The organism is Sphingobacterium sp. CZ-UAM (genome assembly GCF_002000245.1).
Lineage (GTDB): Bacteria > Bacteroidota > Bacteroidia > Sphingobacteriales > Sphingobacteriaceae > Sphingobacterium.
In genome coordinates, this window is the sequence record NZ_MTCM01000004.1 from 387,651 (window position 1) to 410,788 (window position 23,138).

General features: G+C 39.7%; 22 protein-coding genes. 9 read left to right on the forward strand and 13 right to left on the reverse strand.

What is annotated here, in order from left to right:
- Positions 1–52 precede the first annotated feature (52 nt).
- From BWD42_RS17555 to BWD42_RS17585, 7 genes are all read right to left on the reverse strand, one after another.
- Complete coding sequence (locus BWD42_RS17555; protein ID WP_077437694.1) at positions 53–595, reverse strand: F0F1 ATP synthase subunit delta; 543 nt, start codon at positions 593–595, stop codon at positions 53–55.
- A 29-nt stretch (positions 596–624) separates the two neighbouring features.
- Positions 625–1,125: a F0F1 ATP synthase subunit B gene (locus tag BWD42_RS17560; RefSeq protein ID WP_077437696.1), complete on the reverse strand. Its 501-nt coding sequence runs from the start codon at positions 1,123–1,125 to the stop codon at positions 625–627.
- Between the two features lie 110 nt (positions 1,126–1,235).
- Positions 1,236–1,424 carry an ATP synthase F0 subunit C gene (gene atpE / locus BWD42_RS17565; protein WP_028070619.1) on the reverse strand — a complete coding sequence of 63 codons (189 nt, stop codon included), beginning with the start codon at positions 1,422–1,424 and terminating at the stop codon, positions 1,236–1,238.
- Positions 1,425–1,460: 36 nt separating this feature from the next.
- Complete coding sequence (gene atpB, locus BWD42_RS17570; protein ID WP_077437697.1) at positions 1,461–2,549, reverse strand: F0F1 ATP synthase subunit A; 1,089 nt, start codon at positions 2,547–2,549, stop codon at positions 1,461–1,463.
- A 94-nt stretch (positions 2,550–2,643) separates the two neighbouring features.
- Positions 2,644–3,042 (reverse strand): hypothetical protein, encoded by a 399-nt coding sequence (locus BWD42_RS17575; protein WP_077437699.1) that lies wholly within the window; start codon positions 3,040–3,042, stop codon positions 2,644–2,646.
- Positions 3,035–3,262 (reverse strand): AtpZ/AtpI family protein, encoded by a 228-nt coding sequence (locus BWD42_RS17580; RefSeq protein ID WP_254846267.1) that lies wholly within the window; start codon positions 3,260–3,262, stop codon positions 3,035–3,037. Before BWD42_RS17580 ends, BWD42_RS17575 begins: the two co-directional genes overlap by 8 nt.
- Before the next feature lie 49 nt (positions 3,263–3,311).
- Positions 3,312–5,537 (reverse strand): helix-turn-helix domain-containing protein, encoded by a 2,226-nt coding sequence (locus BWD42_RS17585; RefSeq protein ID WP_077437701.1) that lies wholly within the window; start codon positions 5,535–5,537, stop codon positions 3,312–3,314.
- Between the two features lie 241 nt (positions 5,538–5,778).
- On the opposite strand from BWD42_RS17585, the gene BWD42_RS17590 reads away from it, so the two are divergent.
- The 4 genes from BWD42_RS17590 (at position 5,779) to BWD42_RS17605 (ending at position 9,547) form a co-directional block, all read left to right on the forward strand.
- Positions 5,779–6,234, forward strand: a complete 456-nt coding sequence (locus BWD42_RS17590) for a phosphoheptose isomerase (RefSeq protein ID WP_254846268.1) — start codon at positions 5,779–5,781, stop codon at positions 6,232–6,234.
- A 427-nt stretch (positions 6,235–6,661) separates the two neighbouring features.
- A complete protein-coding gene (locus tag BWD42_RS17595; protein ID WP_077437703.1) occupies positions 6,662–7,402 on the forward strand; it encodes an OmpH family outer membrane protein in 741 nt (246 codons plus the stop codon).
- 10 nt (positions 7,403–7,412) lie between these two features.
- Positions 7,413–8,522, forward strand: a complete 1,110-nt coding sequence (locus tag BWD42_RS17600; RefSeq protein WP_077437705.1) for a hypothetical protein — start codon at positions 7,413–7,415, stop codon at positions 8,520–8,522.
- Positions 8,523–8,554: 32 nt separating this feature from the next.
- On the forward strand, positions 8,555–9,547 hold the full coding sequence (locus BWD42_RS17605) for a hypothetical protein (protein ID WP_077437707.1): 993 nt from the start codon (positions 8,555–8,557) through the stop codon (positions 9,545–9,547).
- Between the two features lie 77 nt (positions 9,548–9,624).
- Here BWD42_RS17605 and BWD42_RS17610 read toward each other — a convergent pair whose 3' ends face one another.
- Both BWD42_RS17610 and BWD42_RS17615 read right to left on the reverse strand, forming a co-directional pair.
- The gene (locus tag BWD42_RS17610) at positions 9,625–10,734 is read right to left on the reverse strand and encodes a zinc finger domain-containing protein (protein ID WP_077437709.1); all 1,110 of its coding nucleotides are present in this window, start codon (positions 10,732–10,734) and stop codon (positions 9,625–9,627) included.
- 22 nt (positions 10,735–10,756) lie between these two features.
- Positions 10,757–11,908 (reverse strand): SPFH domain-containing protein, encoded by a 1,152-nt coding sequence (locus BWD42_RS17615; RefSeq protein WP_077437711.1) that lies wholly within the window; start codon positions 11,906–11,908, stop codon positions 10,757–10,759.
- Between the two features lie 165 nt (positions 11,909–12,073).
- On the opposite strand from BWD42_RS17615, the gene BWD42_RS17620 reads away from it, so the two are divergent.
- From BWD42_RS17620 to BWD42_RS17630, 3 genes are all read left to right on the forward strand, one after another.
- On the forward strand, positions 12,074–13,927 hold the full coding sequence (locus BWD42_RS17620) for a DNA topoisomerase IV subunit B (RefSeq protein ID WP_077437713.1): 1,854 nt from the start codon (positions 12,074–12,076) through the stop codon (positions 13,925–13,927).
- 37 nt (positions 13,928–13,964) lie between these two features.
- Positions 13,965–14,807 (forward strand): formyltetrahydrofolate deformylase, encoded by an 843-nt coding sequence (gene purU / locus BWD42_RS17625; protein ID WP_077437715.1) that lies wholly within the window; start codon positions 13,965–13,967, stop codon positions 14,805–14,807.
- A gap of 84 nt (positions 14,808–14,891) precedes the next feature.
- Positions 14,892–16,670, forward strand: coding sequence for a hypothetical protein (locus BWD42_RS17630; protein WP_077437717.1), 1,779 nt, complete (start codon positions 14,892–14,894; stop codon positions 16,668–16,670).
- Between the two features lie 100 nt (positions 16,671–16,770).
- Here the strand turns inward: BWD42_RS17630 and BWD42_RS17635 are convergent, their stop codons facing one another.
- The 3 genes from BWD42_RS17635 to BWD42_RS17645 all read right to left on the reverse strand — a co-directional run bounded on the left by BWD42_RS17635 (position 16,771) and on the right by BWD42_RS17645 (position 19,357).
- Complete coding sequence (locus BWD42_RS17635; protein WP_077437719.1) at positions 16,771–17,676, reverse strand: class I SAM-dependent methyltransferase; 906 nt, start codon at positions 17,674–17,676, stop codon at positions 16,771–16,773.
- A gap of 178 nt (positions 17,677–17,854) precedes the next feature.
- Positions 17,855–18,613, reverse strand: a complete 759-nt coding sequence (locus tag BWD42_RS17640; protein WP_077437721.1) for an ABC transporter ATP-binding protein — start codon at positions 18,611–18,613, stop codon at positions 17,855–17,857.
- Positions 18,614–18,622: 9 nt separating this feature from the next.
- Complete coding sequence (locus tag BWD42_RS17645; protein WP_077437722.1) at positions 18,623–19,357, reverse strand: MlaE family ABC transporter permease; 735 nt, start codon at positions 19,355–19,357, stop codon at positions 18,623–18,625.
- A 245-nt stretch (positions 19,358–19,602) separates the two neighbouring features.
- On the opposite strand from BWD42_RS17645, the gene BWD42_RS17655 reads away from it, so the two are divergent.
- Positions 19,603–20,553 (forward strand): LiaI-LiaF-like domain-containing protein, encoded by a 951-nt coding sequence (locus BWD42_RS17655; protein ID WP_139351199.1) that lies wholly within the window; start codon positions 19,603–19,605, stop codon positions 20,551–20,553.
- 45 nt (positions 20,554–20,598) lie between these two features.
- Positions 20,599–22,605, forward strand: coding sequence for a (E)-4-hydroxy-3-methylbut-2-enyl-diphosphate synthase (gene ispG, locus BWD42_RS17660; protein ID WP_175992085.1), 2,007 nt, complete (start codon positions 20,599–20,601; stop codon positions 22,603–22,605).
- 84 nt (positions 22,606–22,689) lie between these two features.
- Here ispG and BWD42_RS17665 read toward each other — a convergent pair whose 3' ends face one another.
- Positions 22,690–23,121 (reverse strand): T9SS type A sorting domain-containing protein, encoded by a 432-nt coding sequence (locus tag BWD42_RS17665; RefSeq protein ID WP_077437729.1) that lies wholly within the window; start codon positions 23,119–23,121, stop codon positions 22,690–22,692.
- Positions 23,122–23,138: the final 17 nt, after the last annotated feature.

The window sequence follows — 23,138 nt, forward strand, 5'->3', positions numbered from 1 at the left end:
TAATTATTATAAGGGGTTTTTTGATTTATTTTACTTCAAGTATCAGAATAACTTAGTTACCCTGATTCAAATATCTTTCTAATTTATTCAACTTACCAGCAATACTTGCATCAATCTGGCGGTCACCAATATTAACCACAAATCCACCGATCAAACTGCTATCGACTTTGTTGTTCAATATCACCTGAGCGTTAGTCTCTTTTGCAAGTACATCTTTCATCGCCGCCAAATTAGCATCAGAAAGTGGTGCTGCAGATGTAACTGTAGCTTTCACAATACCTTTTACCTCGTTATACTCACGGACAAATTCCTGAGCTGTAGCATATACTATTGTACCACGACCTTTGTTGATCATGATCTTAAAGAATGCCAAGATATTCGGATTGATCTTATCTTTAAATAAAGCATCCAATATGTTTTTCTTCTTGTCCAAAGGAACAATAGGATTGGCCAAAACAGCCTGCAATTCTGAACTGGATTTTAAAACAGCAATGAATGAATCCATATCTGTCTTGATGGTTTCCAGTGAGCCTTGCTCGCTAGCCAAGTCAATTAATGACTTTGCATATCTCGATGCTACTTTAAATACTGACATAATTCTATTTCGTAATTTGAGTGACCGGATTAGTTCAATTTAACATCATTCAGCAAATCTGCTACTAAAGCCTCTTGCTTACCTTGGTCCTCAAATTCTTTTGTTAACACTTTACGGGCGATATCCAAAGACAAAGAAGAAACTTGTGATTTTACCTCAGCCAAAGCTTTATTCTTTTGTTCTTCAATCTCCTCTTTCGCTTGAGCAATCATTTTAGCACCTTCGGTTTGGGCCTGTGTTTTCGCATCAGCAACGATTTTCTCTTTTAGCTCTTTAGCTTCTTTAAGGATAACATCACGTTCCGCACGAGCCTCTTTAAGCAATTGTTCGTTTTCATTTGTCAAACGAGCCATTTCTAATTTAGCTTTCTCAGCAGCTTCCAATGCATTGGCAATTCCTTGCTCACGTTCATCCAAAGCGTTGACGATAGGTTTCCAGGCAAACTTGCCCAATAAAAAGATCACAACCAATAAGATGATTAGTTGCCAAAAGAACAAACCGTACGAGAACTGATTAATTAATGCTTCCATTTATATACAATTGTAAATTATAATTTTCTTTTGTTTGTATTTTTTTGTTTAAATACAGTTTGCAACCAACCGTTGCAAACTGTATTTAGTAAACTTTTAATCAGCTTGGATTATTTACCTAAGATTAAAGCACCGAATGCTAAACCTTCAACTAAGGCACCAATGATGATCATCGCAGTTTGAATTTTAGATGCTGCTTCTGGTTGACGAGCGATAGCTTCCATAGCTGAACCACCGATTTTACCTAAACCTAAACCTGCACCGATTACGATTAAACCTGCTCCAATTAAGTTGTACATAATAATTATTTTATAAAATTTAACAAAAAAATTCGATTAATGATGTGCGTGTTCTTCGACTGCCATTCCGATAAATAGGGACGACAACATGGTAAAGATAAAGGCTTGCAAGAACGCAACCAATAACTCTAAGAAAAACAACACTAAGGTTAACAACATAGAAACCCCGATACTACCACCTACGGTCAATTGTTGTTGAAATAAATAGACGATTGCGATCAAACCCATCACAACAGAGTGACCAGCGGTAATATTCGCAAATAAACGCAACATTAAAGAGAAGGGTTTAGTAAACATACCCAATACCTCAATTGGTGCTAAAATAAATTTAAAAGGAACCGGAACACCTGGCATCCAAAAAATGTGTTTCCAGTAATCTTTATTTGCTTTAAAGTTGGTAATAACGAAGGTGAACAAAGCCAAACACAAAGTAACTGTAATATTGCCTGTTACGTTAAAACCTAGAGGTGTCATACCCAACAAGTTTAAAACAAAGATCAAGAAAAATACAGATAACAAATAAGGCATAAATTCTTTATAACGATGACCGATATTAGGAACAGCCATTTCGTCACGTACATATAAAACCAAGGGCTCTAAAACACGACCAACGCCTTTTGGAAGGTTATTAACACCTTTCTTATACGTTTTAGCTAAACAGATAAAACCCCAAAACAATAAGAACGCAGCCAATAATAGGCCAACTACATTCTTTGTAATCGAAAAATCTAAAGGTTTTGCATTCGTAGGATGATGAGCTTCATCAAAGTTTAAAGTACCAGCAGCATCTGTTTTGTAGATTTTACCGTGGTAAAGTGTATAATATTGACCGTTTTTCTCAACAACAGACTCACCATGATGAAACTCGCCAGAAGAAAAAACAACCAACCCATTATCAATAAGAATTACTGGCAATGGAAAACCGTAATGTTTTCCTGCTTTTTGATCGGAGAACAAAGAAAAATAATGATCATCCTGTAAGTGATGTTGACTATACTCTTTAATTTCCTCAGCTTGGGTTTTAGGCGCATCCCCATGCGCTTCCTCAGCTGCTTTTAAGGTAAAAGGATTGACAGCAAGAAAAATTACTGCAAATAATAAAAGTGCTCTCTTAAGATTCACCATTTCAGATTACTATTGAATAATAAAAAATTTTGCGCAAAAATACAATTTTATTTGGCATAAATCACCATTTGTTCAAACTTTTTCCAAAAATAGTTTAAACCTTTTTATCTGCTTGATTTAAAGCGCTAAATGCAACATATACATCCACAAATAAAGCAATGAAAAATACAACCAAAAAGTTATATTCGATAAAGTTGTTTTCAATGGTCTTTAAGCCATCTTTGATATAAATATAACCCGCAACAGCCTTCAGGAGCACAAGCCCCAGAAATATGACGCCTAATTTTTCGGGCATCGACCAGTTTGCAAAAAAAACCAAGACCGCAACCAGCAACGAAGAACAGAAGCCAAATGCATACATCCCAACGAGGCTGTAAGCTGTCTGCGACCAATACTGCCCCACATTCATACCGGATATCACTAAATAATGCGCAGCAAAACTTGCTACAAAAACGATCAGCAGTACAAGTACGCTTTTCAGATAACTATTCATTCTTATTAATTTGATTTGCTTGCTTGATGAACTGATACAGCGATACAACTACCCCCAAAAGCGTCAGTCCCTTCATCCCCCATTCACCCGCAATCGCGTATTTATTGTCCAACCAGCTCCCCACCCAATAAAATAAATATATTGTCACGCCCATTTGTATTGGCATGGAAGTAAAAACAATCCATTTGTTAATCTTCTTATTGGTTTTCTCCTCTTTCAATTAGTTTATAATTAAAGGTTGACAAATATACATCATAAATCCTTACGGACTACAATCCTAAAACTTTTTGTCCAATTTTAATATCCGGATAGTCTATATCCGCCCCTAAAAGCATCTTGAGTTCCGAAGAAGATTTATCCGGATTTGCACGAATAACATCAAGGATACGATCCAGTTTCCCTTGATCAATTAATTCCGTTGCTTCGACCTCCGTACCCACAAAATTAATCAAATGCCCATAGATTGTACCTGCGACCATCCCGCGTTTGTCCGCAATATCCGCGATTGTCATACCCTCTTTAAACATCTCTAAAGAAATATCTTTGGTATCCAATTTCTTACCTCCCTCCTCATCGGCACTTTGCGCTGCAAGCACCTCCTTTTCTTTTGTTTTGACCTGAACAGCCACATCAAGCATCGCTGTTTGAAAATCCTCTCTTTTTGATAGTGTTTCAGCAATAATTAAACAATGCTGTAGCTGTTCACGCTTACGTTTATAATCCAACAATATCGCTTTCAACTCATCAACATATTTCTTTGTCCGCTTACGGATCTGGTACTCTTCAATATGCTTTGTCAAAGCTTCAATAAGATCCTTATCCATCCTTGGCAAAAACCAGTTAACTGCAGCAGTTGAACGCTCGCAAATCAAATCGTAATCAATCGCATCTTTATCCCGAAGAAGATCATAAAGGACAACAATAAATTTATGTGCCACTTTTTCCTGTGTTTGGAGCTGTTTAACGATCTCCTGGAAAAACTGAATAGCCTTTTCCTTCCCATCAATATTCCGCTCTTCCATCGATTTAAGCAGTTCTGAAGTTTCTACCAACAGTCCATCCCATCGAAAACCATTCATCAGAATCTGCCCCAGATAATTTCGTTGGCACTGTTCCAATATTTCATTAATATTGGACTGAGACTGTGCTCTTTGTGCAAACTCGACTACCTGATAGTCTGTACGGATAGCATAAGATGGAATAATGGATTTAAGTACAAGTCCATCCAAGCTTGTCAAACGGCTTAACGCAACATAGACCTGTCCGGCGGCAAAGGAGGTACCCGCATCGATAATTGCTTTCTGAAAAGTCAGCCCCTGGCTCTTATGGATTGTAATAGCCCAAGCCAGTCGCAACGGAAATTGAGAAAATGTGCCCAGGATCTCCTCTTTGATTTGATCCTGCCCTTTATCATAATTGTAACGGATATTCTCCCAGGTTTCTCTCTTGACTGTCACCTCTTCAGAGCCGTCAGGAAAAGTGACAGATACTGTTCCTTGGATTGTATCAATATGTTTTACCGTACCGATCTTACCATTGTAATACTTCCGCTCATCACCTGAGTCATTCCGTATGAACATCACCTGCGCCCCTATTTTTAAGGACAGTGTTTCTTCGGCAGGATAAGATCCCTGCGCAAAGTCATCTTTCACAACAGCTTTTAAGTTGAGCATCTTTCCAGATAATGAAGCCAGTTTTGCACTGTTGATCTCATCGGCATTCCGATTATGGGAGGTCAATGTAATATATTGCTCCTCCTCCTTTGGAACGAAATCCTTTTGGTAGTAGCTATTTAAGGTCGCGAGCATCTCATTGGTACATTGGTTATTCCGTATCGCATTCAAGATGGAAATAAATCCCTCATCCTGCTGACGATAAATCTTATTAAGCTCCAGCATGACCAAAGGGCTATCCCTTAAAATCTTCGCATTGAAGAAAAATACAGACGAATAATGATCGCGGAGAATATTCCATTCCGCATCTTTGACCACAGGAGGCAATTGATATAAATCGCCAATAAATAACACCTGCAAACCACCAAACGGACGCATATCGCGGCGAACGGACTGCAAGATCACATTGATCGCGTCCAACGTGTCGGCCCGCACCATCGAAACCTCATCAATGACCAATAGTTCCAGTTCCTGCAAGATTGCCCGCCGTTGTTTCGTTAGTTTTATCGTGCTGAAGAGCCGGGATTTATTGTAAATATGGCTATCCTGCTCGTCCCAGCGCAACTCATAGTCTTCAACAAAAGTTCCAAAAGGAAGCCAAAACAAGGAGTGTAAAGTGGTACCGCCTGCATTCATGGCCGCTACTCCCGTTGGCGCAGTAATCGCCATTTTCTTATAACTATGTTCCCGAATATACTTCAAGAAAGTCGTCTTTCCCGTACCTGCTTTTCCTGTAATAAATACATTCTGATTGGTTTGGTTAACAAATGCAACAGCCTGCATAAAGGCTGTGTTTTCTCGATCGACTTGAAAATTTGACATATCCTGAAATTAGATTGATCACAAAACTAAGGATTTCATTTTGAAAACATATCCTACCGATCAATTGTATATTTTATAAAAAAGTATATTTTATTAATGATTTTAATAAAGCTAAAACGGTTAACTAAAATTATTAATGATTTTTTTCTATATTTAGCTGCTGAATTAATGATCAATAAATTTTTAGAAATTTTACAAGATGGCTATAGATAAAACCGCATTATTTGAAAAAGTGCAAGAGATGTTGACATCCAAAGGATTCAACATCGAGAAATCGGATGCAGCGCGCCCTTGGGGTGGCTTTTTCGTTATCGACGAATCCCAGGCACAAGAGTTCGCAAATGAGTATTTTGGCGGATTAGACGTTCAGGAATTAAGAATTTCAGGAAAATTAAGTCCAAAAATTCTGATCGTTGCTCCAGAAAAGAGACTTTCTTGGCAATACCACCACCGCCGTGCCGAAATCTGGCGTGTTATTCAAGGCAATGTAGGCGTTATGGTTTCCGATACAGATGAGGAGTCTGTGGTATCTACTTTGAAAGAAGGTGAAACAATTCGATTACGTCAGGGACAACGTCACCGTCTAATTGGCTTGGATGGTTTTGGTATTTTAGCTGAAATTTGGCAGCATACCGATGCGAACAACCCTTCAGACGAAGACGATATTGTACGCGTTCAAGACGATTTTGGAAGGTAGAAAATTCCGCAACGATGCTCTCAAAGATTTCCAAAACTAAATTGGAAATCTTTGTTTTTAATGACACCCAAAATCTGCCCCGCTTATCCTAAATTCTCCACTGTTCTTTTTACAAATCTTGGGCATTACAATATTTCATGACGTATTACTCATTAATTTGCCACTCGTATTATTCAGAAAAGCTGTATAATAAGAAAATTCAATTACCAATAGACAAATAACCTCCGCACACATACTATAGCGCGAATGTATTACATATCGCCTTGCCTAAAGACATCTTCGTGGTATTTACATTGGAATTAACGGGAGCAGCCTCTCGCCTCCATTCTGACCATTAATTAACCTGATGATGATTTCATTCTGATAAATTTAGCGATCACAATCTTAATTTTTATTATTTTAGTGTAGTATAATAATATAGCGTATTATGAGCAACAACGAAAACCAAAGAAGTTCCGGAATATTAAACAGTCTTAAAAAATTAATTTTCGAAGATGATCAGACAAGCTCTGCCCCTCAGTCTCCGGCGCCAGCACCTGCTGCTCCCACACAAGAAAAATTAAATGCCCCCGCACCAACATATACGTCGGTAGCACACCCCGTAGCAACCGGCAAGACCCCTCCTCCTATCCCCATTACAGCCAACGATGGTTCTACAGACCGCAATGAAATGAAACTAAAGGTATACGCCATCCTCGAAAAACTAAATGAGCAAGGTGTCGATTTTTTTGAAGTATGGAATGCTGCCGCCGCAATGGGCAAAGTAGAAGAAAATACCTTAAAAGCGGCATACACCTCACTTAAGTTTGTTGATAGTTCGCTATCGAAGGAGAAACTTGTGGCAACTGGCACAAATTATGCTAATAAGCTTAAAGCAACCATAGCCAAAGAATCGGAACAGAAACAGGAAGAGAAGAGAAGGACAGAACAGGACCGGACCATGGAGATCGCAAATTTGAACAGTGAAATTAAAGCATTAACTGAAAATATAAACAAATTGCAGGATGATCTACAGAAAAAACAAACAGCTCTGGGACAGATTAATGAAAAGTATGAGCCAAAAATTAAAGAAATCGAACAAAAAATAGCAATAGGCAACGCTGCTGTTGACGAGGTCATTACCGAAATAAACAACGCATTGCACATGATTAATCAATCAATTACATAACTATAAATCAATGGAAAGAAAAGATCAATACATCAATATTCCTGCTGAAATAAAAACACAACTCCCTATATTTCAAGTTTTGGGGGATCATTTACCCGCACAATTGAAGTCTCCGGAAGCAAAAAAAACGGTTTCCACAATTTTCTTTTGGGCGCTGATACTGGGTGGCGCATTTGCTTTTTTCAAATATCTCCCCATTATGCTCGAATATGCTGGAAAGAGCATTTTATTTGTGATCTTCAGTATTATTCTGATTACCTTACTGCTTTTAGCACCTAAGATTATTGCGCTATTGCACCGTTTGGGCACTGTACTGCTATTCAAGGGTGAGAAATCCATTATCCGAAACAATCCGATCGAGACTTTACAATTGTTGTCCCGCGACGCTAAAGATACCCTAAAACGTGTAAAGGAGAAGATCAGTAATGTGGATGGAGTTCGCATCGACATGATTCAAAGCGGTGAAACTGCGCAAAAAACTGCCGAAGAAAAGTACAGTTATGCAAAAAGGTTTACTGCTGAAGCCGCCAATCTTGATGAAAAATCAAAAGAAGAAGCAAGCAAAAATAATGCAGAGAAAGCTAATGCGTATGCTAGAGATGCCAAGGAAACGCGTACTAAAGCATTCTTGCTAGGTAAAGAAGGAGAATCCGAAGAGCAAAATGCACGTAGCTATGTACAATATGCCAATCAGTTTGCGAAAGTACTGGAAGTCCTTAAAGACAACGAAAGTGCAGCACGTATCTATGTAAGCACATTGGACAGCAGTATCTCTATCATTTCTAAAAAGTTAGAAGCAACACAAAAAATGAAAAATGCAACGGATGGGCTTGCCGATGTATTTAATATCAAAGATGGATGGGCTTTTCAGGAGGCCATGAATGCGGCTACAGGTGCTATCAGTCAAAACATCGCATCGATTAGATCCAACCTGGATTTCTTGGACCAAAACAACAACATCACGGTCGGTGGCGCACCTTCACAAGGAGAATTGGAAGAATTTATCCGTAAGGTTGACGAACGTAATTTGAAAGTACTCAATGTCACTCAGATGTCTGATGCGAGCTACGAACTCAAGCCCGAGGAGAAAATCGATAAAGGCTTTACTTTACTAGATTAATTAACAAAACAAATATCATATTATTCAAAATTATGGAAGAGAAATCGACATGGGCTAGATTAAGATGGCCTATAAAAGCAATTATTATCGCCCTACCTATTCTTGCTATCGGCTACTGGGCCATGCAATCAGGCAAATTCGACGCGAATCCAACTGTCAATAAAGCAGATTCCACCAGCGTCAATGTTGCTGGCCCCGCAACTTCAGGATCGGAAAATACCCGCTCATTCAATTATCAACCTGAAAAACCGATTGATGGAGAGTATAAAGGAGTTGTAGAAGTTGGTGCTTCAGGATTCAATTCCTTTGTTGTCAATATGGATAAAGAAAATCGCTGGGAGATTGTCTCTAAAGATTTCGGTAAATCCTTTGCATATGAAGGTTTGGCCAATACCGAAGATATCCGCAAGGGATTAAAGGATTATATTGGAATGATGCTCGATAAAGGTGTAAAATCCAAAAATATACACTTTGTAATCAGCTCCGGCGCACAGAAAGAACCTAAAACGACTGTAATCAGTTCCGAACTTAGAAAAATGGGGTTTGTTGTGAATTTAGTTACCGCCGAACAAGAAGGAAAGCTAGCGCTTAAATCCGTTCTTCCAAAAGCTTATGAAGACAACTCCTTTGTCGTCGATATCGGCTCAGGCAACACCAAAATCTCCTGGATTGATGGCGACACGAAGTCTGTAGAAGCTCCGGGTGCAAAGTATTATGAAAAAGATCTAAAAGACGATGCCGTTTATGCGGAAGTGAAAAAACTAGGCGAAACTATACCAGCTTCAAAAAGAGAAGTCTGCTTTATCATTGGGGGTGTTCCTTTTGAGTTAGCATCTCAGACTCGTCAAGGCGAAGAACGGTTCACAGTATTGAACGATCCTACTTCTTATAAAGCTGATAAAATAAAAACCAAAAGTGGCGTCAACATCTACAAAGCAATTAAAGATGCGACCAACTGCGATACCTTTGTATTTGACTGGGACGCCAACTTCACAATCGGTTTCCTGCTGTCTTTAAATAAATAAGAACATTTTAAAGCAACAAAAAGAGCTGTGCTTTGAGGAAAAAAGGCACAGCTCTTTTTGTATCATGAGTACAAAAATTAGCCCATAAAGCTCAACAGATAGAACAAAATAAGGATCAACAGGACCAGAAAGGCGATTTTCCAAAAGCTATAAGGTCTTTGTCCATAAACTTTGCCATTGAATGCATTCACCATAATTTGATAACTCTTACCTTTATACTGATAAGCTGAAAGCCAGACCGGCAACAGAATATATTTCAATTTGATCGATTTAAAATCGCTATCAATGGAATCAATGTCCTGTGTATCCCCACCGATATCGTCTTCTACCTGTCGTACAATTTCACGATCCATAATAGCGCGGGCAGTTCCGGCAGCCGCCACGTGATCAACACTGAAAGTCTCCGCTATAAAACCACTTAGATACTGTTCATTGAACGGTTTCAGGTAATCCATGTTCCAAGGGCCTATTTTGTCCGAAAACTTTTCGGGTAGTGAAGTTGATCCAGAGATAACGATATCCCTAAATCGACTATAGATGGTTCCCGAAACGGGGTACCAATTCGTACGGCGCTCTTCATATTCCTCTGTTTCGCCTTCAGCATTACGTCTTGTCCGTGTTACATAATAATATTCCCCCCGAGATCCTTGATAAGCGGAATATACATCCGAATCGTATGACCAAAATGGAATATATACCCCCTTCAGACGATCGTTCCGCGTATTAAAGATTCTTTTGAAATCATTGGGCGCAAACCAGACTTTTCCTGCCCATTGAGTTAACAAGCCAAATGCCTGCTTATAATCCACCATAAAAGGCACAAGCCCATGGGGTTTAACGATACGTCTCTGCTGATGATCAATTACCAATGGCGAGGCACAGAATGCACAAACATCCGCTGTGATATTCGGGTTCAATCTCGAATTAGCCCCACAGTTATTACAATGGACCACCTCCGCTACATAGCTATAACGTTCATCTGCCACATCATCCATCGCCTTACCGAAAACTTTATAATCCGTTGCTTCAATTTCACCGCCTTCCGGCATGTTGTCGGCAATTTCATTTTTAGTACCACAATACGAACATTCCAGGTAGGAAGTTCCGGGTTGGTATGTCAAAACAGCACCACAACCCTGGCATTTTAACCCCCGCTCTATTTCGGAAGTCTTCTCTTCAAAACTCATACGCGTGATAGCACTTAGATCTCTAAACTCCAGGAATAGGCGGCGGAGTTTGCGAAAACAAATCCTTCAATTCAACGATTTTGTCCGCTTCCGTCCAGTTATCAAGACCTTCCTTCCATACTAATGTTGAATTGGTCAATGTACCTTCACGTTGTAATCCACGCAATTGCTCCTGATCAAAAGGTCCTTCCTGTTTTCCCTTTATTGCTAGATAATAAGCAACCGCCTTAGGTAATGGTGGCGGTCCAGCTGATCCTGCTGCTACGGTTCCTGCGCCCGCAGCGCCAGTAGGATTATTCCCGTCAAAATTATGCTGTTGAAATACATTGCCCATCTGACCAACCATTCCAGCACCTAAACCAGCACCAAAACCCGCGCCGACAATACCTCCGCTGCTAGGATTTTCCGCGGCTTTCTCCATGGAATTCGCAGCTTGAAATTGCGCATAAGCCCCAAGATTTCCAACCACACCCATGCTACTTCTTTTATCCAGTGCTTTTTCCACTTCTTCCGGAAATGAGATATTCTCAATCAAAAATTTGGTCAGGCCTAATCCGATCTCCTCAAAATCTCCCGTTATCTTTTGCTGGATCAGTGCAGAAACCTCATCGTAGTTGGATGCTAAATCTAATGCTGGAATTTTTGACTCCGCTATGGCATCCATTCCTCTTGATACCGCAATATTGCGCAATTGCTCAGTAATATCGTCTACCGTAAATACCGGAGTCGTCGCCACCAGCTGTTTCATAAATACAGAAACATCTTTCACCTGGAAGGAGAAATTTCCAAATGCACGGAGTCGTATCGGTCCAAATTCTGGATCGCGTAACATGATCGGGTTTTTAGTTCCCCAACGTTGATTGACAAACTGACGGAGATTGACAAAATAAACATCAGCCTTAAAAGGGCTATTAAAGCCATACTTCCAACCTCTGATGGTCGTCATAATCGGCATGTTCTGCGTTGTCAATTCATATCTTCCGGGTTGAAATACATCAGCAACCACCCCCTCATTTAAAAATACGGCTGCTTGTCCTTCCCGTACGGTAAGTTGCGCTCCCATTTTGATCTCATTCTGATACCGTGGAAATTTCCATACAATCGTATCCGTACTATTATCGACCCATTCGATAATGTCAATAAATTCATTTCTGATTTTATCAAATAACCCCATAAATTTTTCTCTTTACAATTACTTACACTAAATGTAAACATTTCCGTGCAAACCAACAATTTTCCGAATCGAACAAGAATCTGCCGATATCTAAAAAATTTAGCCTTTTAAACTACTTATCGTAGTTTATTTTTTATATTTTTGTTAGCTAAGTTCTACATAAATATGAGTACATATAACGAAGACAGTATTAGGTCCCTGGATTGGAAAGAGCATATCCGCCTTCGTCCGGGAATGTACATAGGAAAGTTAGGGGACGGTTCGGCCTACGATGATGGCATCTATGTTTTATTGAAAGAGGTCGTCGACAACTCGATTGACGAATTTGTGATGGGTGCCGGTAAAACCATTGATATCACCGTAAACGAAAACAAAGTTTCAGTACGTGACTATGGTCGTGGGATCCCAATCGGCTCCGTCGTAGATGTAGTTTCCAAAATCAATACCGGTGGTAAATACGACAGCAAGGCCTTCCAAAAATCCGTGGGATTAAATGGTGTGGGTACAAAAGCAGTCAATGCATTATCAAGCCAGTTTACGGTACAATCTTATCGCCAAAATATAACACGTATCGCACAGTTCGCTAAAGGCGAATTGATCAATGACGAACAAAAAGATACTACCCAGCGCAATGGTACATCGGTAACATTCTATCCAGATGATTCTATTTTCAGAAATTACAAATACCGTTCGGAATTTGTAGAGAATATGATCTGGAACTATGTTTTTCTAAACTCAGGTCTTACCATCAACTTCAATGGCCAACGGTTTGTTTCTGAGAATGGCTTAAAAGATCTATTAGAGAGGAATATTGATGCCGAATCCATGCGCTATCCGATCATTCACCTTCGAGGTGATGATATTGAGATTGCGATGACCCACGGTCAACAATATGGAGAAGAATACTATTCTTTTGTTAACGGTCAACATACTACCCAGGGGGGGACACATCAGGCAGCCTTCCGAGAAGCAATTGTCAAAACAATCCGCGAGTTCTACAAAAAAGAATTTGACGCATCCGACATTCGATCTTCAATTATTGGGGCGATAGCCATCAAGGTACAGGAACCCGTTTTCGAGTCCCAAACAAAAACAAAATTGGGTTCTCAGAGCGTCGGACCTGAAGGCCCGACTGTAAGAGGTTTCATTAATGACTTTGTCAAAAAAGCATTGGATGATTATCTGCATAAAAATCCAAGTACAGCAGATGCGCTTCAAAAACGTATTCTTCAATCTGAAAGAGAACGTAAGGATATTGCTGGGATCAAGAAATTAGCCAACGAAAGAGCTAAAAAAGCATCTTTACACAACCGTAAATTGCGTGACTGTAAAGTCCATTTCAGTGATAAAAATGAACGCAACCAAGAGACTACACTTTTCATAACCGAGGGGGACTCCGCATCAGGGTCAATTACCAAGTCACGTGATGTACAGACTCAGGCGGTTTTCAGTTTAAAAGGAAAACCATTGAACTCTTTTGGCATGTCCAAAAAAATTGTTTATGAAAATGAAGAGTTCAATCTCTTGCAACATGCGCTCAACATTGAAGATGGACTCGATGGACTGCGATACAATAATATCGTCATCGCTACCGATGCCGATGTCGATGGAATGCACATCCGTCTTCTATTATTAACGTTTTTCTTACAGTTTTTTCCCGATTTGGTTAAAGCAGGTCACGTATCTATCCTTCAGACACCATTATTCCGTGTTAGGAACAAAAAAGAGACTATTTATTGCTACTCCGATGAAGAAAGGCAGAAAGCAATTGCAAAGCTAGGAGCCAAACCCGAGATCACTCGATTTAAAGGTTTAGGTGAAATATCACCTTCCGAGTTTGGCCTATTTATCGGAAAAGATATCCGTTTGGATCCAGTCATTTTATCAAAAGACAATAAGATTCAACAATTATTAGAATACTACATGGGCAAAAATACACCAGATCGACAAAAACATATTGTTGAAAATCTACGTGTAGAAGTAGACCTTGAAGAAGAACTAACAAAAAAAGCGGGTTAAATTAACCCGCTTTTTTACAGCCTACAACCAATATTCCATGCACGACCAAACCTTAATTCTGATCCAATGTCAAGATGCCGTTGGATTGGTAGCCAATATATCCAACACCCTGGCCAAATATCAGCTTAATATCGTTACCATGCGAGAGTATGTGGACGAAGAAGCAAATAAATTTTTTGTTCGCGTTGTCTGTAATGGTTTATTTCCTGACCAGGCTCAGCTCAGCGATTCGCTGGCTGAAGTACTTCCGCCTTCTGCCCAAATTCAGGTCAACCCCAGTAATCGAAAAAAAATTGTTGTCCTTGTCACCAAAGAACATCATTGTCTAGCAGATATTCTAGTTCGACAGCATTTTGAAACCTGGGGTGCTGAAGTACAGGCAGTCATTGGTAATTATGATACTTTGCGATCGTTCACAGACAAATTTGATATACCTTTTCATTGTATTTCACACGAAGGCTTATCCAAAGAAGATTTCGAAACACAACTGATTACGCAAATCAAACAATACAGTTTTGATTATATCATCCTAGCAAAATTTATGCGCATCCTATCGCCTCTTTTTGTTGCAACATTCGCAAATAGGTTGATCAATATCCATCATTCTTTTCTACCTGCATTTATTGGAGCGAATCCCTACAAGCAGGCACATTCCAGAGGGGTAAAAATTATTGGAGCTACAGCACATTTTGTTACCGATCAGCTTGATGAAGGTCCTATCATCGTTCAGGATATCCGTCACGTCAATCATACCTATACCGTTAAAGATATGGTAACTGCAGGAAAAGAAATTGAAAAAGCAGTTTTAAGCAGAGCGATACGCCTATTGAGCGAAGACCGTGTGATGCTCAACGACTATAAGACCATCGTTTTTGAATAGTGATCACAATCACCACTTTAAACGTATAGTCATTATTTTTTAATCGCGTTATTCTTGATTATTTCGTAAAAGAACTATTTAAGAATGACGCACACTTTCCATATCCCTGTATTGGGGCTAGCTTTTTCAATAGACTCAGCCATTAAAGTCGCACAATACGGAATTTCATCCGTGATGTCCATTGTTGATGATGAACTCATCGAGCGTATGCGCTGCTATTATTGCGGGCAATATCAAATTCAATATCATCCCATCCTTACGACAGATGCTGATTATCGTGCAAATAGAATCACAGCTTATCTCGATCTCGTAGAGCAGGTGGTCAACAGGCAGATAAATTCCCTGAAACATCAATCCTTTACGGAAAATTCGGAACTGACCAAATATTTCCAGCTTCTACCGGATTCACATCCCTCCAAACCGATCTATCATGCGATGGAAATTGAAACAAACCGTGCGGTTAAAACTGCACTACAGGATCTATTGATCACTTACCTGAAACCTGGAGACATTGATGTGAATATCATGTCCAAAGTGGATAAAATAAATTACAGGAACGGCATCGCTTTAGCGCAGCAGCATTCGGATGCCTTATCTGCTTTACGCGGATTCGCCAACTCCACCTTACATTCCGCAGTCGTTCTATCTGCGGGCATGAACCCCCATCTATATGCTTATCTTGCCGAATTACCAGCATTCTTCCCTAAGGAAGACGGCACCTTTGATAAGAAAGTTATATTAAAAGTCAGCGATTTTAGATCATCACTTATCCAAGCAAAATATCTTGCAAAAAGAGGCGTTTGGGTTTCAGAATTCCGTGTAGAATCCGGTTTGAATTGCGGGGGACATGCTTTCGCGACCGACGGCTTTCTATTGGGGCCTATCCTCGAAGAATTCAAAGAAAAAAGAGAAAGCTTGCAAGCTGAGCTCTTTGCAATTTATCAGCACTATTGGCTTACACATGGTGTATCGTTGACAGATTCCCCCCAGATCAGGTATACTGTTCAAGGAGGAATAGGCACTGCCATGGAACATCAGTTTTTATTGGATTATTATAAATTCGACGCAGTAGGTTGGGGATCCCCATTTTTAATGGTTCCGGAAGCTACAACGGTAGACAGTGCAACATTAAAAGCACTCGAGCAGGCTGAACAGACAGACTTCTATTGTAGTGGAGCCTCGCCTTTAGGTGTTCCCTTTAATAATTTCAGGCCCAGTAGTGCTGAAAAACTACGATTGGAACGTATCCAAAAAGGAAGACCCGGAAGTCCTTGTAAAAAAGAATATCTTGTTTCTAATCGGGAATTTGGAGACAAGCCCCTTTGTACCGCTTCACGTGCCTATCAGTATCAAAAGATTCAAGATCTGCAAAAACAACAACTTAGCGCAGAAGAATATAGCAAGGCATTCGATACCATTACCGAAAAAACCTGTCTCTGTGAGGGGCTAGCAGCTCCGGCTTATCTCAAATATGGTATCCAACAAAAAAGAGAGCAGACAGCAGTCTCCATTTGTCCTGGGCCAAATCTGTACTGGTTTAAAAAACAATATTCGTTAAAGCAGATGATTGATCACATCTATGGTCGTGTATCGCTACTGGAGCATGCTGATCGGCCATTTGTACTGATCAATGAATTAAACCTGTATATCGATCATATCCAAAAATATGTGAGTGATAATCAAGATAAACTTAATGACAAGAAAGTAAAATATGTCGATAAATTCAAGGCACAATTACAGGCGGGGATAGATTACTACCATACGCTACAGGATCAGTTTTCCTGTTTTCCTAAAAACACGATAGAAGCGATACCCTTACAACTGGAACTTGCTACCGTCCGCTTAAAAAATATTCATATTTAGGCAAGTTGATATCGGTGAGATCCTAAAAATAAACGCGGCAGGTTTGGTAAACCTGCCGCGTTTTATGTTATTATGGACTTTCCTTTACAAATGGTAAGGTCTACTTTGCAATTTTACGGAATTTCCCAAAAACACCTAATGGTAGTTTTGGTCCTGCAGTAGCCTGTAGAAAAAGCTCACCGATTTCCAAATTCTCTACTTTTGGAAAGGCAGTTTTTATTAAATTCTCCACAATGACCGAAGAAAAACCCAATGAATAGGTATTTAAGATCAAGAAATGCTCTTTAGGATCCAATAATTGAACAACCTCAGTCATCATCTCCATAATATGATCTTCAAGCTTCCATTTCTCCCCTTTTGGCCCATGCCCATATGCCGGTGGGTCCAAAATAATACCATTGTATGTATTTCCGCGTTTAAGCTCACGCTTGACGAACTTCAATGCATCCTCAACTACCCAACGAATATTATCCAGATTGGAAATCTCCATATTTTCATTGGCCCAGGTCACTACCTGCTTGATGGAGTCCACATGTGTTGTGTCTGCTCCTGCGGCCTTGGCTATTAAAGAAGCACCACCTGTATAAGCAAAAAGATTTAAAACTTTAGGTTTTTCAGTTTTGAAGGAACGGACAGACTCCGAAATATAATCCCAATTAACAGCCTGTTCAGGAAATATTCCGACATGCTTAAATGAGGTAAGCCCCAATCTAAATTTGATTGCTACATCATCGTTTTTATATTGGATATGCCAACGGTCCTGAATTTTCGGATTTTTTTTCAACCATTCTCCGGAAGTAGCCGACCGTCCTTTGAATTTGATATGGTAACGTTTGTTCCATTCTGCATCGCTCAAAGCCTTGGGCCATACTGCCTGCGGTTCAGGTCTGATTAATATCAGGTCGCCAAAACGTTCTAATTTTTCAAAATCACCACAGTCAATGAGTTCATAGTCTTCCCAATGTTGTGGGGTCAATAGTTGTATATTTGTAGTTGCCAAAATCAAAATTTTCCGACAAAACTAAGCTAAATTTCTTGCATATTGAAATTTACCACTCCACATCCTCCTTAAAGACATACATCACACTAACAAACCGCATAAAAAACTCATATGAAACAATATGGTGAGCTTATAGAAAAACAACGGCGCCAATCTCGTAGTGCTGGCACACATCATTTCTACCTTATTGCCCCATAGATGCCTTGGCGCTTTTCATCAATGGACTTGCAAACACGAAATTATTTAATTCTTCGACATCCGACCGCATCATATCCTTATTGGATCCCTCCCAAAATTTCTGCCCTTTATATAAGAACAGAATATATTCCCCAATCCCCATAACAGAATTCATATCGTGAGTTACAACGACGGTAGTGCATTTCAATTCCTGCGTAATTTTAAGTACCAATTCATCAATAACAATAGAGGTTTCCGGATCTAGGCCTGAATTGGGTTCATCACAAAAAAGGTATTTGGGATTCATACTGATTGCACGTGCAATACCTACACGTTTTTTCATCCCACCGGATAATTCCGCTGGAAATAACTTGTTTCGTCCCTCTAAATTCACTTGTTCCAAACAATGATTTGCACGGTCTAACTTTTCCGATTTAGACATATCCGTAAACATGTCCAGTGAAAACATAATATTCTGTTCAACCGTCATTGAATCAAACAAAGCTGAATTTTGGAACAGCATACCTATTTCTTTCCGGATCGGCACGCGTTCCTCAAAATTCATCCGTGTGAAATCCGTTTGATCAAACAATACCTTTCCCTTTTCCGGATGATGTAACCCGACAATACACTTAAGCAAAGTACTTTTCCCAGAACCGGATCCGCCAATAATTAAGCTTACTTTTCCCGGTTCAAAACTCGCACTGATACCCTTTAGAACATGATTATCACCAAAGGATTTATTTATATTTTCGATTTGAATCATAGAATCTCCTTAAAGCATTAACGCTGTAATGACATAATCCGCAGCTAGAATGGTAATACAGCCCACCACAACAGCTTCTGTACTTGCCTGGCCCACTTCAAGGGCTCCCCCCTTCACATTATACCCTTTATATGCCGACACCGAAGTAATGATAAAACCAAACACCACCGCTTTTACAAGTGCTACTGTGACTGTAAAGCCATTAAAATTATCCTGAATACCCAAAATATAATCTGCCGGCGTTACAGCTCCAGAAAGAGAACCGCCCAATAGCCCCCCTACTAATGCGCAGACAATAGCGATAATAACCAACATCGGTATCATCGTCACCCCAGCCAATATTTTGGGCAATATCAGGTATCCAGGAGCATTAATACCCATAATCTCCAAGGCATCGATCTGCTCTGTCACACGCATTGAGCCAATTTGAGAAGAAATGGATGAACCGATTTTCCCCATCAATACCAATCCCGAAATAGTAGGCCCTAACTCTAAAATATTTGAATCTCTATTGATAGAACCAATAATCGAATTGGGAATAAGGTCGGAAACCATCTGAAAAGCGATCTGCATTGTCATTACCGCCCCGATAAAAGTCGAAATGATCACAATAAGTCCCAACGATCCTATCCCGATATCCGTCATGGCCAATAAAGTTTCTTTCCAATAAATCTGTCCTTTCTCAGGTTTCTTAAAGACTGACTTCAGGAGTATAAGATATGCACCAATGTGATGAAAAATCATATTATCAATTTAAATTCCACGTATTATACATTCTAAACGTCATGTTTTGTCCATGTATCCACTAAAGGTAATTAATTCCAACAAATATATAAACAAGCAGAATCCCAAAAAGTGGGAGAAAAACGAAATTACTTACCGACCAATTAGTCACATTTACCGAATTTTTATGTATAATAGCCTAATCTTTCATACAGTGTCCAATAAAGCGATTTACTTTTGGGGTATATAACAAAACGGAATTAGTCATGAATACACAACGTATAACAACTGGAATTACAATTCTTTTTATAGGGATTATTCTTTTACTATCCCAACTCAATAGCATCTCCTTTAACTGGGTTGGAATTTTCAGGTATTGGCCCTTATTCATTGTCCTTGCCGGGATCCGCATGTTGGTACCGAAGGATCAACAAATAGGACAGTTTATTGCCATAGGTGCTACTGTGGTCATATTGGGCTTTCTTACTTATATCGGTTTATCCACTCCGAAAGAACCTTTATTAACGCAATTACTCAAAAATAAAGGTTTGCACATTCATAGTGACGACGATCCGAACGATAAGACCAACTATACAACACAAAAACTACAGGTACCCTTGGACAATAAAATCCAAAGCGCAACTTTGAATATCGATCTTGGAGCTACTTCTTTAAAAAACGATAGCACCACAACATCGTCCATCTTCACCGCGTATAATACCTCCGGTGATTACCTCTTGGGGATGACGACTCATGGCGAATCTCCAGATAAAATAAACATCAACTTAAAAGGTAAATCCAAAGACAAAGATTTTAACAGCAAAAACAACAATACCTACATTGCACTCAACCCGGCTATCGTGTGGAAGCTAAACTTTGATATCGGCGCCATCGATGCCAAACTGGATCTTTCACCCTATAAAGTTGAAGTATTGGATATTGATGCTGGTGCGACAAGTCTAAGATTAAAACTTGGACAACCTTTAGCGAATACAAAAATATCCATGGATGCCGGAGCATCATCCATTGAAATTTCCATTCCAAAAAATGCAGCTTGCCGCATTACTAGTGATAATGCCTTATCATCAACTTCTTATGAAGGCGATTTCCTCAAGACAGATGGTATGGTGAAATCCACAAATTATGATGCTGCGACCGAAAAGTTTGATTTCAACATCAATGGTGGAATTACATCAATAAAAATCAGAAGATATTAATTGACAGCGAATTTTTAGTCAAGAAAAGCTAACTTTGTGTTATATATGAACACAAGTAATATGTTGACTTTACCGGGAATCTATTGCAATTCCAAGGTAGAATATTCGAGATGGAAAACCAGGGAAATTCAGATTGGTGATATCCCTATGGGTGGAGACAACCCCATCCGTATTCAAAGTATGACTACGATGGATACGATGGATACGATGGGTTCTGTTGAACAGACCATTCGCATGGTAGAAGCTGGTTGTGAATATGTTCGTATCACTGCACCTAGCATAAAAGAAGCCCAGAACCTAGCAAATATAAAAAGTGAGCTTCGCAAAAGAGGCTACCATGTACCCTTAGTGGCCGATATACACTTTACGCCAAATGCGGCTGAGGTAGCTGCCCGTATTGTCGAGAAAGTTAGGGTCAATCCCGGCAACTATGCCGATAAGAAGAAATTTGACCTGTTATCCTATACAGAAGCGGAATATAAATTAGAACTTGAACGAATCTATGCGAAGTTTACACCACTGGTCAACATTTGCAAGGAGTACGGTACTGCGATGCGAATTGGCACAAACCATGGTTCGCTTTCAGATCGGATCATGAGCCATTATGGTGATACACCGGAAGGAATGGTAGAATCCGCCATGGAATTCATCCGGATGTGTGAAGATCTCAATTTCTATAACCTATGCATTTCGATGAAATCCTCCAATCCTCAGGTTATGGTCAAAGCCTATCGTCTGCTGGTTGAAAAGATGGTTGCCGAAAACATGAACTATCCCTTACATCTTGGTGTAACGGAGGCCGGTGATGGAGAAGACGGGCGTGTGAAATCTGCCGTAGGGATAGGCACCTTGCTGGAAGACGGACTTGGAGATACGGTAAGAGTTTCCCTGACCGAAGAGCCAGAACGCGAAGCTCCGGTGGCAATAGCTTTGGTCAATAGATATAGCAAGCGAAAAGCAACCTTGGCCAATCAACCGACAGCAGAAATTGTACAACTCTCTCCAGATAGCCCCACTATTCCCTATCAGAGCCAGGAGGTCAATACCTTCATTGGCGGTTCGCTGGTACCCCGGATAGTGACAGATATCTCAAATGAGAATCTAAAAGACGCGCAAATTCTAGCCAAAGTTGGTTACCGCTATGACCTGCTTTTGGATAAATATCATATGGGTGAGCAATCCGTAGATTTTGTTTATCTAGGAGATCATCTCCCTTCATTTAATATGCCCGCAAATTTAAAACAGGTATATAATTTTGGGACTTGGTCTAACCTTAAAGACAAAACAAATATCCATCCACTCTATACATTGGAAGAGTTTGTTCATGCAGAAAATAAGGACAGTGTGCTGAATATGGTAAAAATTCGTAATACGGACTTAACGAGCCCGCTATTTGAATCCTTACCGCTAGACAAGACCGTTGTATTTATATTAGAAACCGATCATACACACGGGATGGCCGATCAACGGCAATTTTTCCGAAATCTGCAAGAAATCGGTATCGATAATCCCGTTATTATCAAAAGGTCCTATCGTAAAGAGTACTTTTCAGGTCCTATGGGTGAATTTATGGATCCAGAGGAACCGATCTCGAAAATACAATTGTATGCTTCCACAGACATGGGAGCATTATTAATCGATGGTTTAGGTTCGGGTATATGGATTGATTCTCCGGCTACACCATTAGAAAATATCGCATCTCTTTCCTTTGGAATATTGCAGGCAACCCGTTCGAGAATATCAAAAACAGAATACATCTCTTGCCCGAGCTGTGGTAGAACATTATTTGATCTTCAGGAGACTACCCAAATGATACGTAGTCGTACCAATCACCTCAAAGGCCTTAAAATAGGCATCATGGGTTGTATCGTGAATGGTCCCGGCGAGATGGCAGACGCGGATTATGGTTATGTTGGTGCTGGTCCTGACAAAGTAACCCTATATAGAGGCCAAAAGGTTGTCAAAAAGAATGTAAGTTCCGCAAAAGCATTAGACGAATTGATCAAGATCATCCAAGAGGATGGGCTATGGGTTGATGAAGTTCAAGAATAAATTAAAAAAGAAGGGAATCAAATGATTCCCTTCTTTTTTTTATAATGATTTTGATTTGTCAAATCTTATCTTATTATCAAAAAATTAGCGAACAGAAAATCTTTTTACCACAGTCTCTGATCCCGCAACGACCCGCAGGAAATAAAAACCGGTTGTTAATTTACCGCCATGTTCAAAAGAAAGATTCTGCACACCAGCCTCAAGATTTCCGTTCATTAGTTGTAAAATTTCGTTGCCTAAAGCATCCATGACTTTAATAGATACAGCAGACGACTTTGCTAATTTAAAGGAAAGGTTAACCTGTTCGGCGATAGGATTATAGAATACTTTCACATTATTGATTAATTTCTCGGTATCCTTGATATTATTATCTCCAAATTCCGCATTTTCATTCCAAGTAGCTTGCAAAGAAGTATGGTTATCAGGAGAATTCGCATACACCTGTCCTACCCCGCTGCACAAAGTCAGTGCGGTAATAAGTGTTAAATAAGCTGCTTTAAGTAGATTTCTCCTCATAGTGTTAAATTAGACTT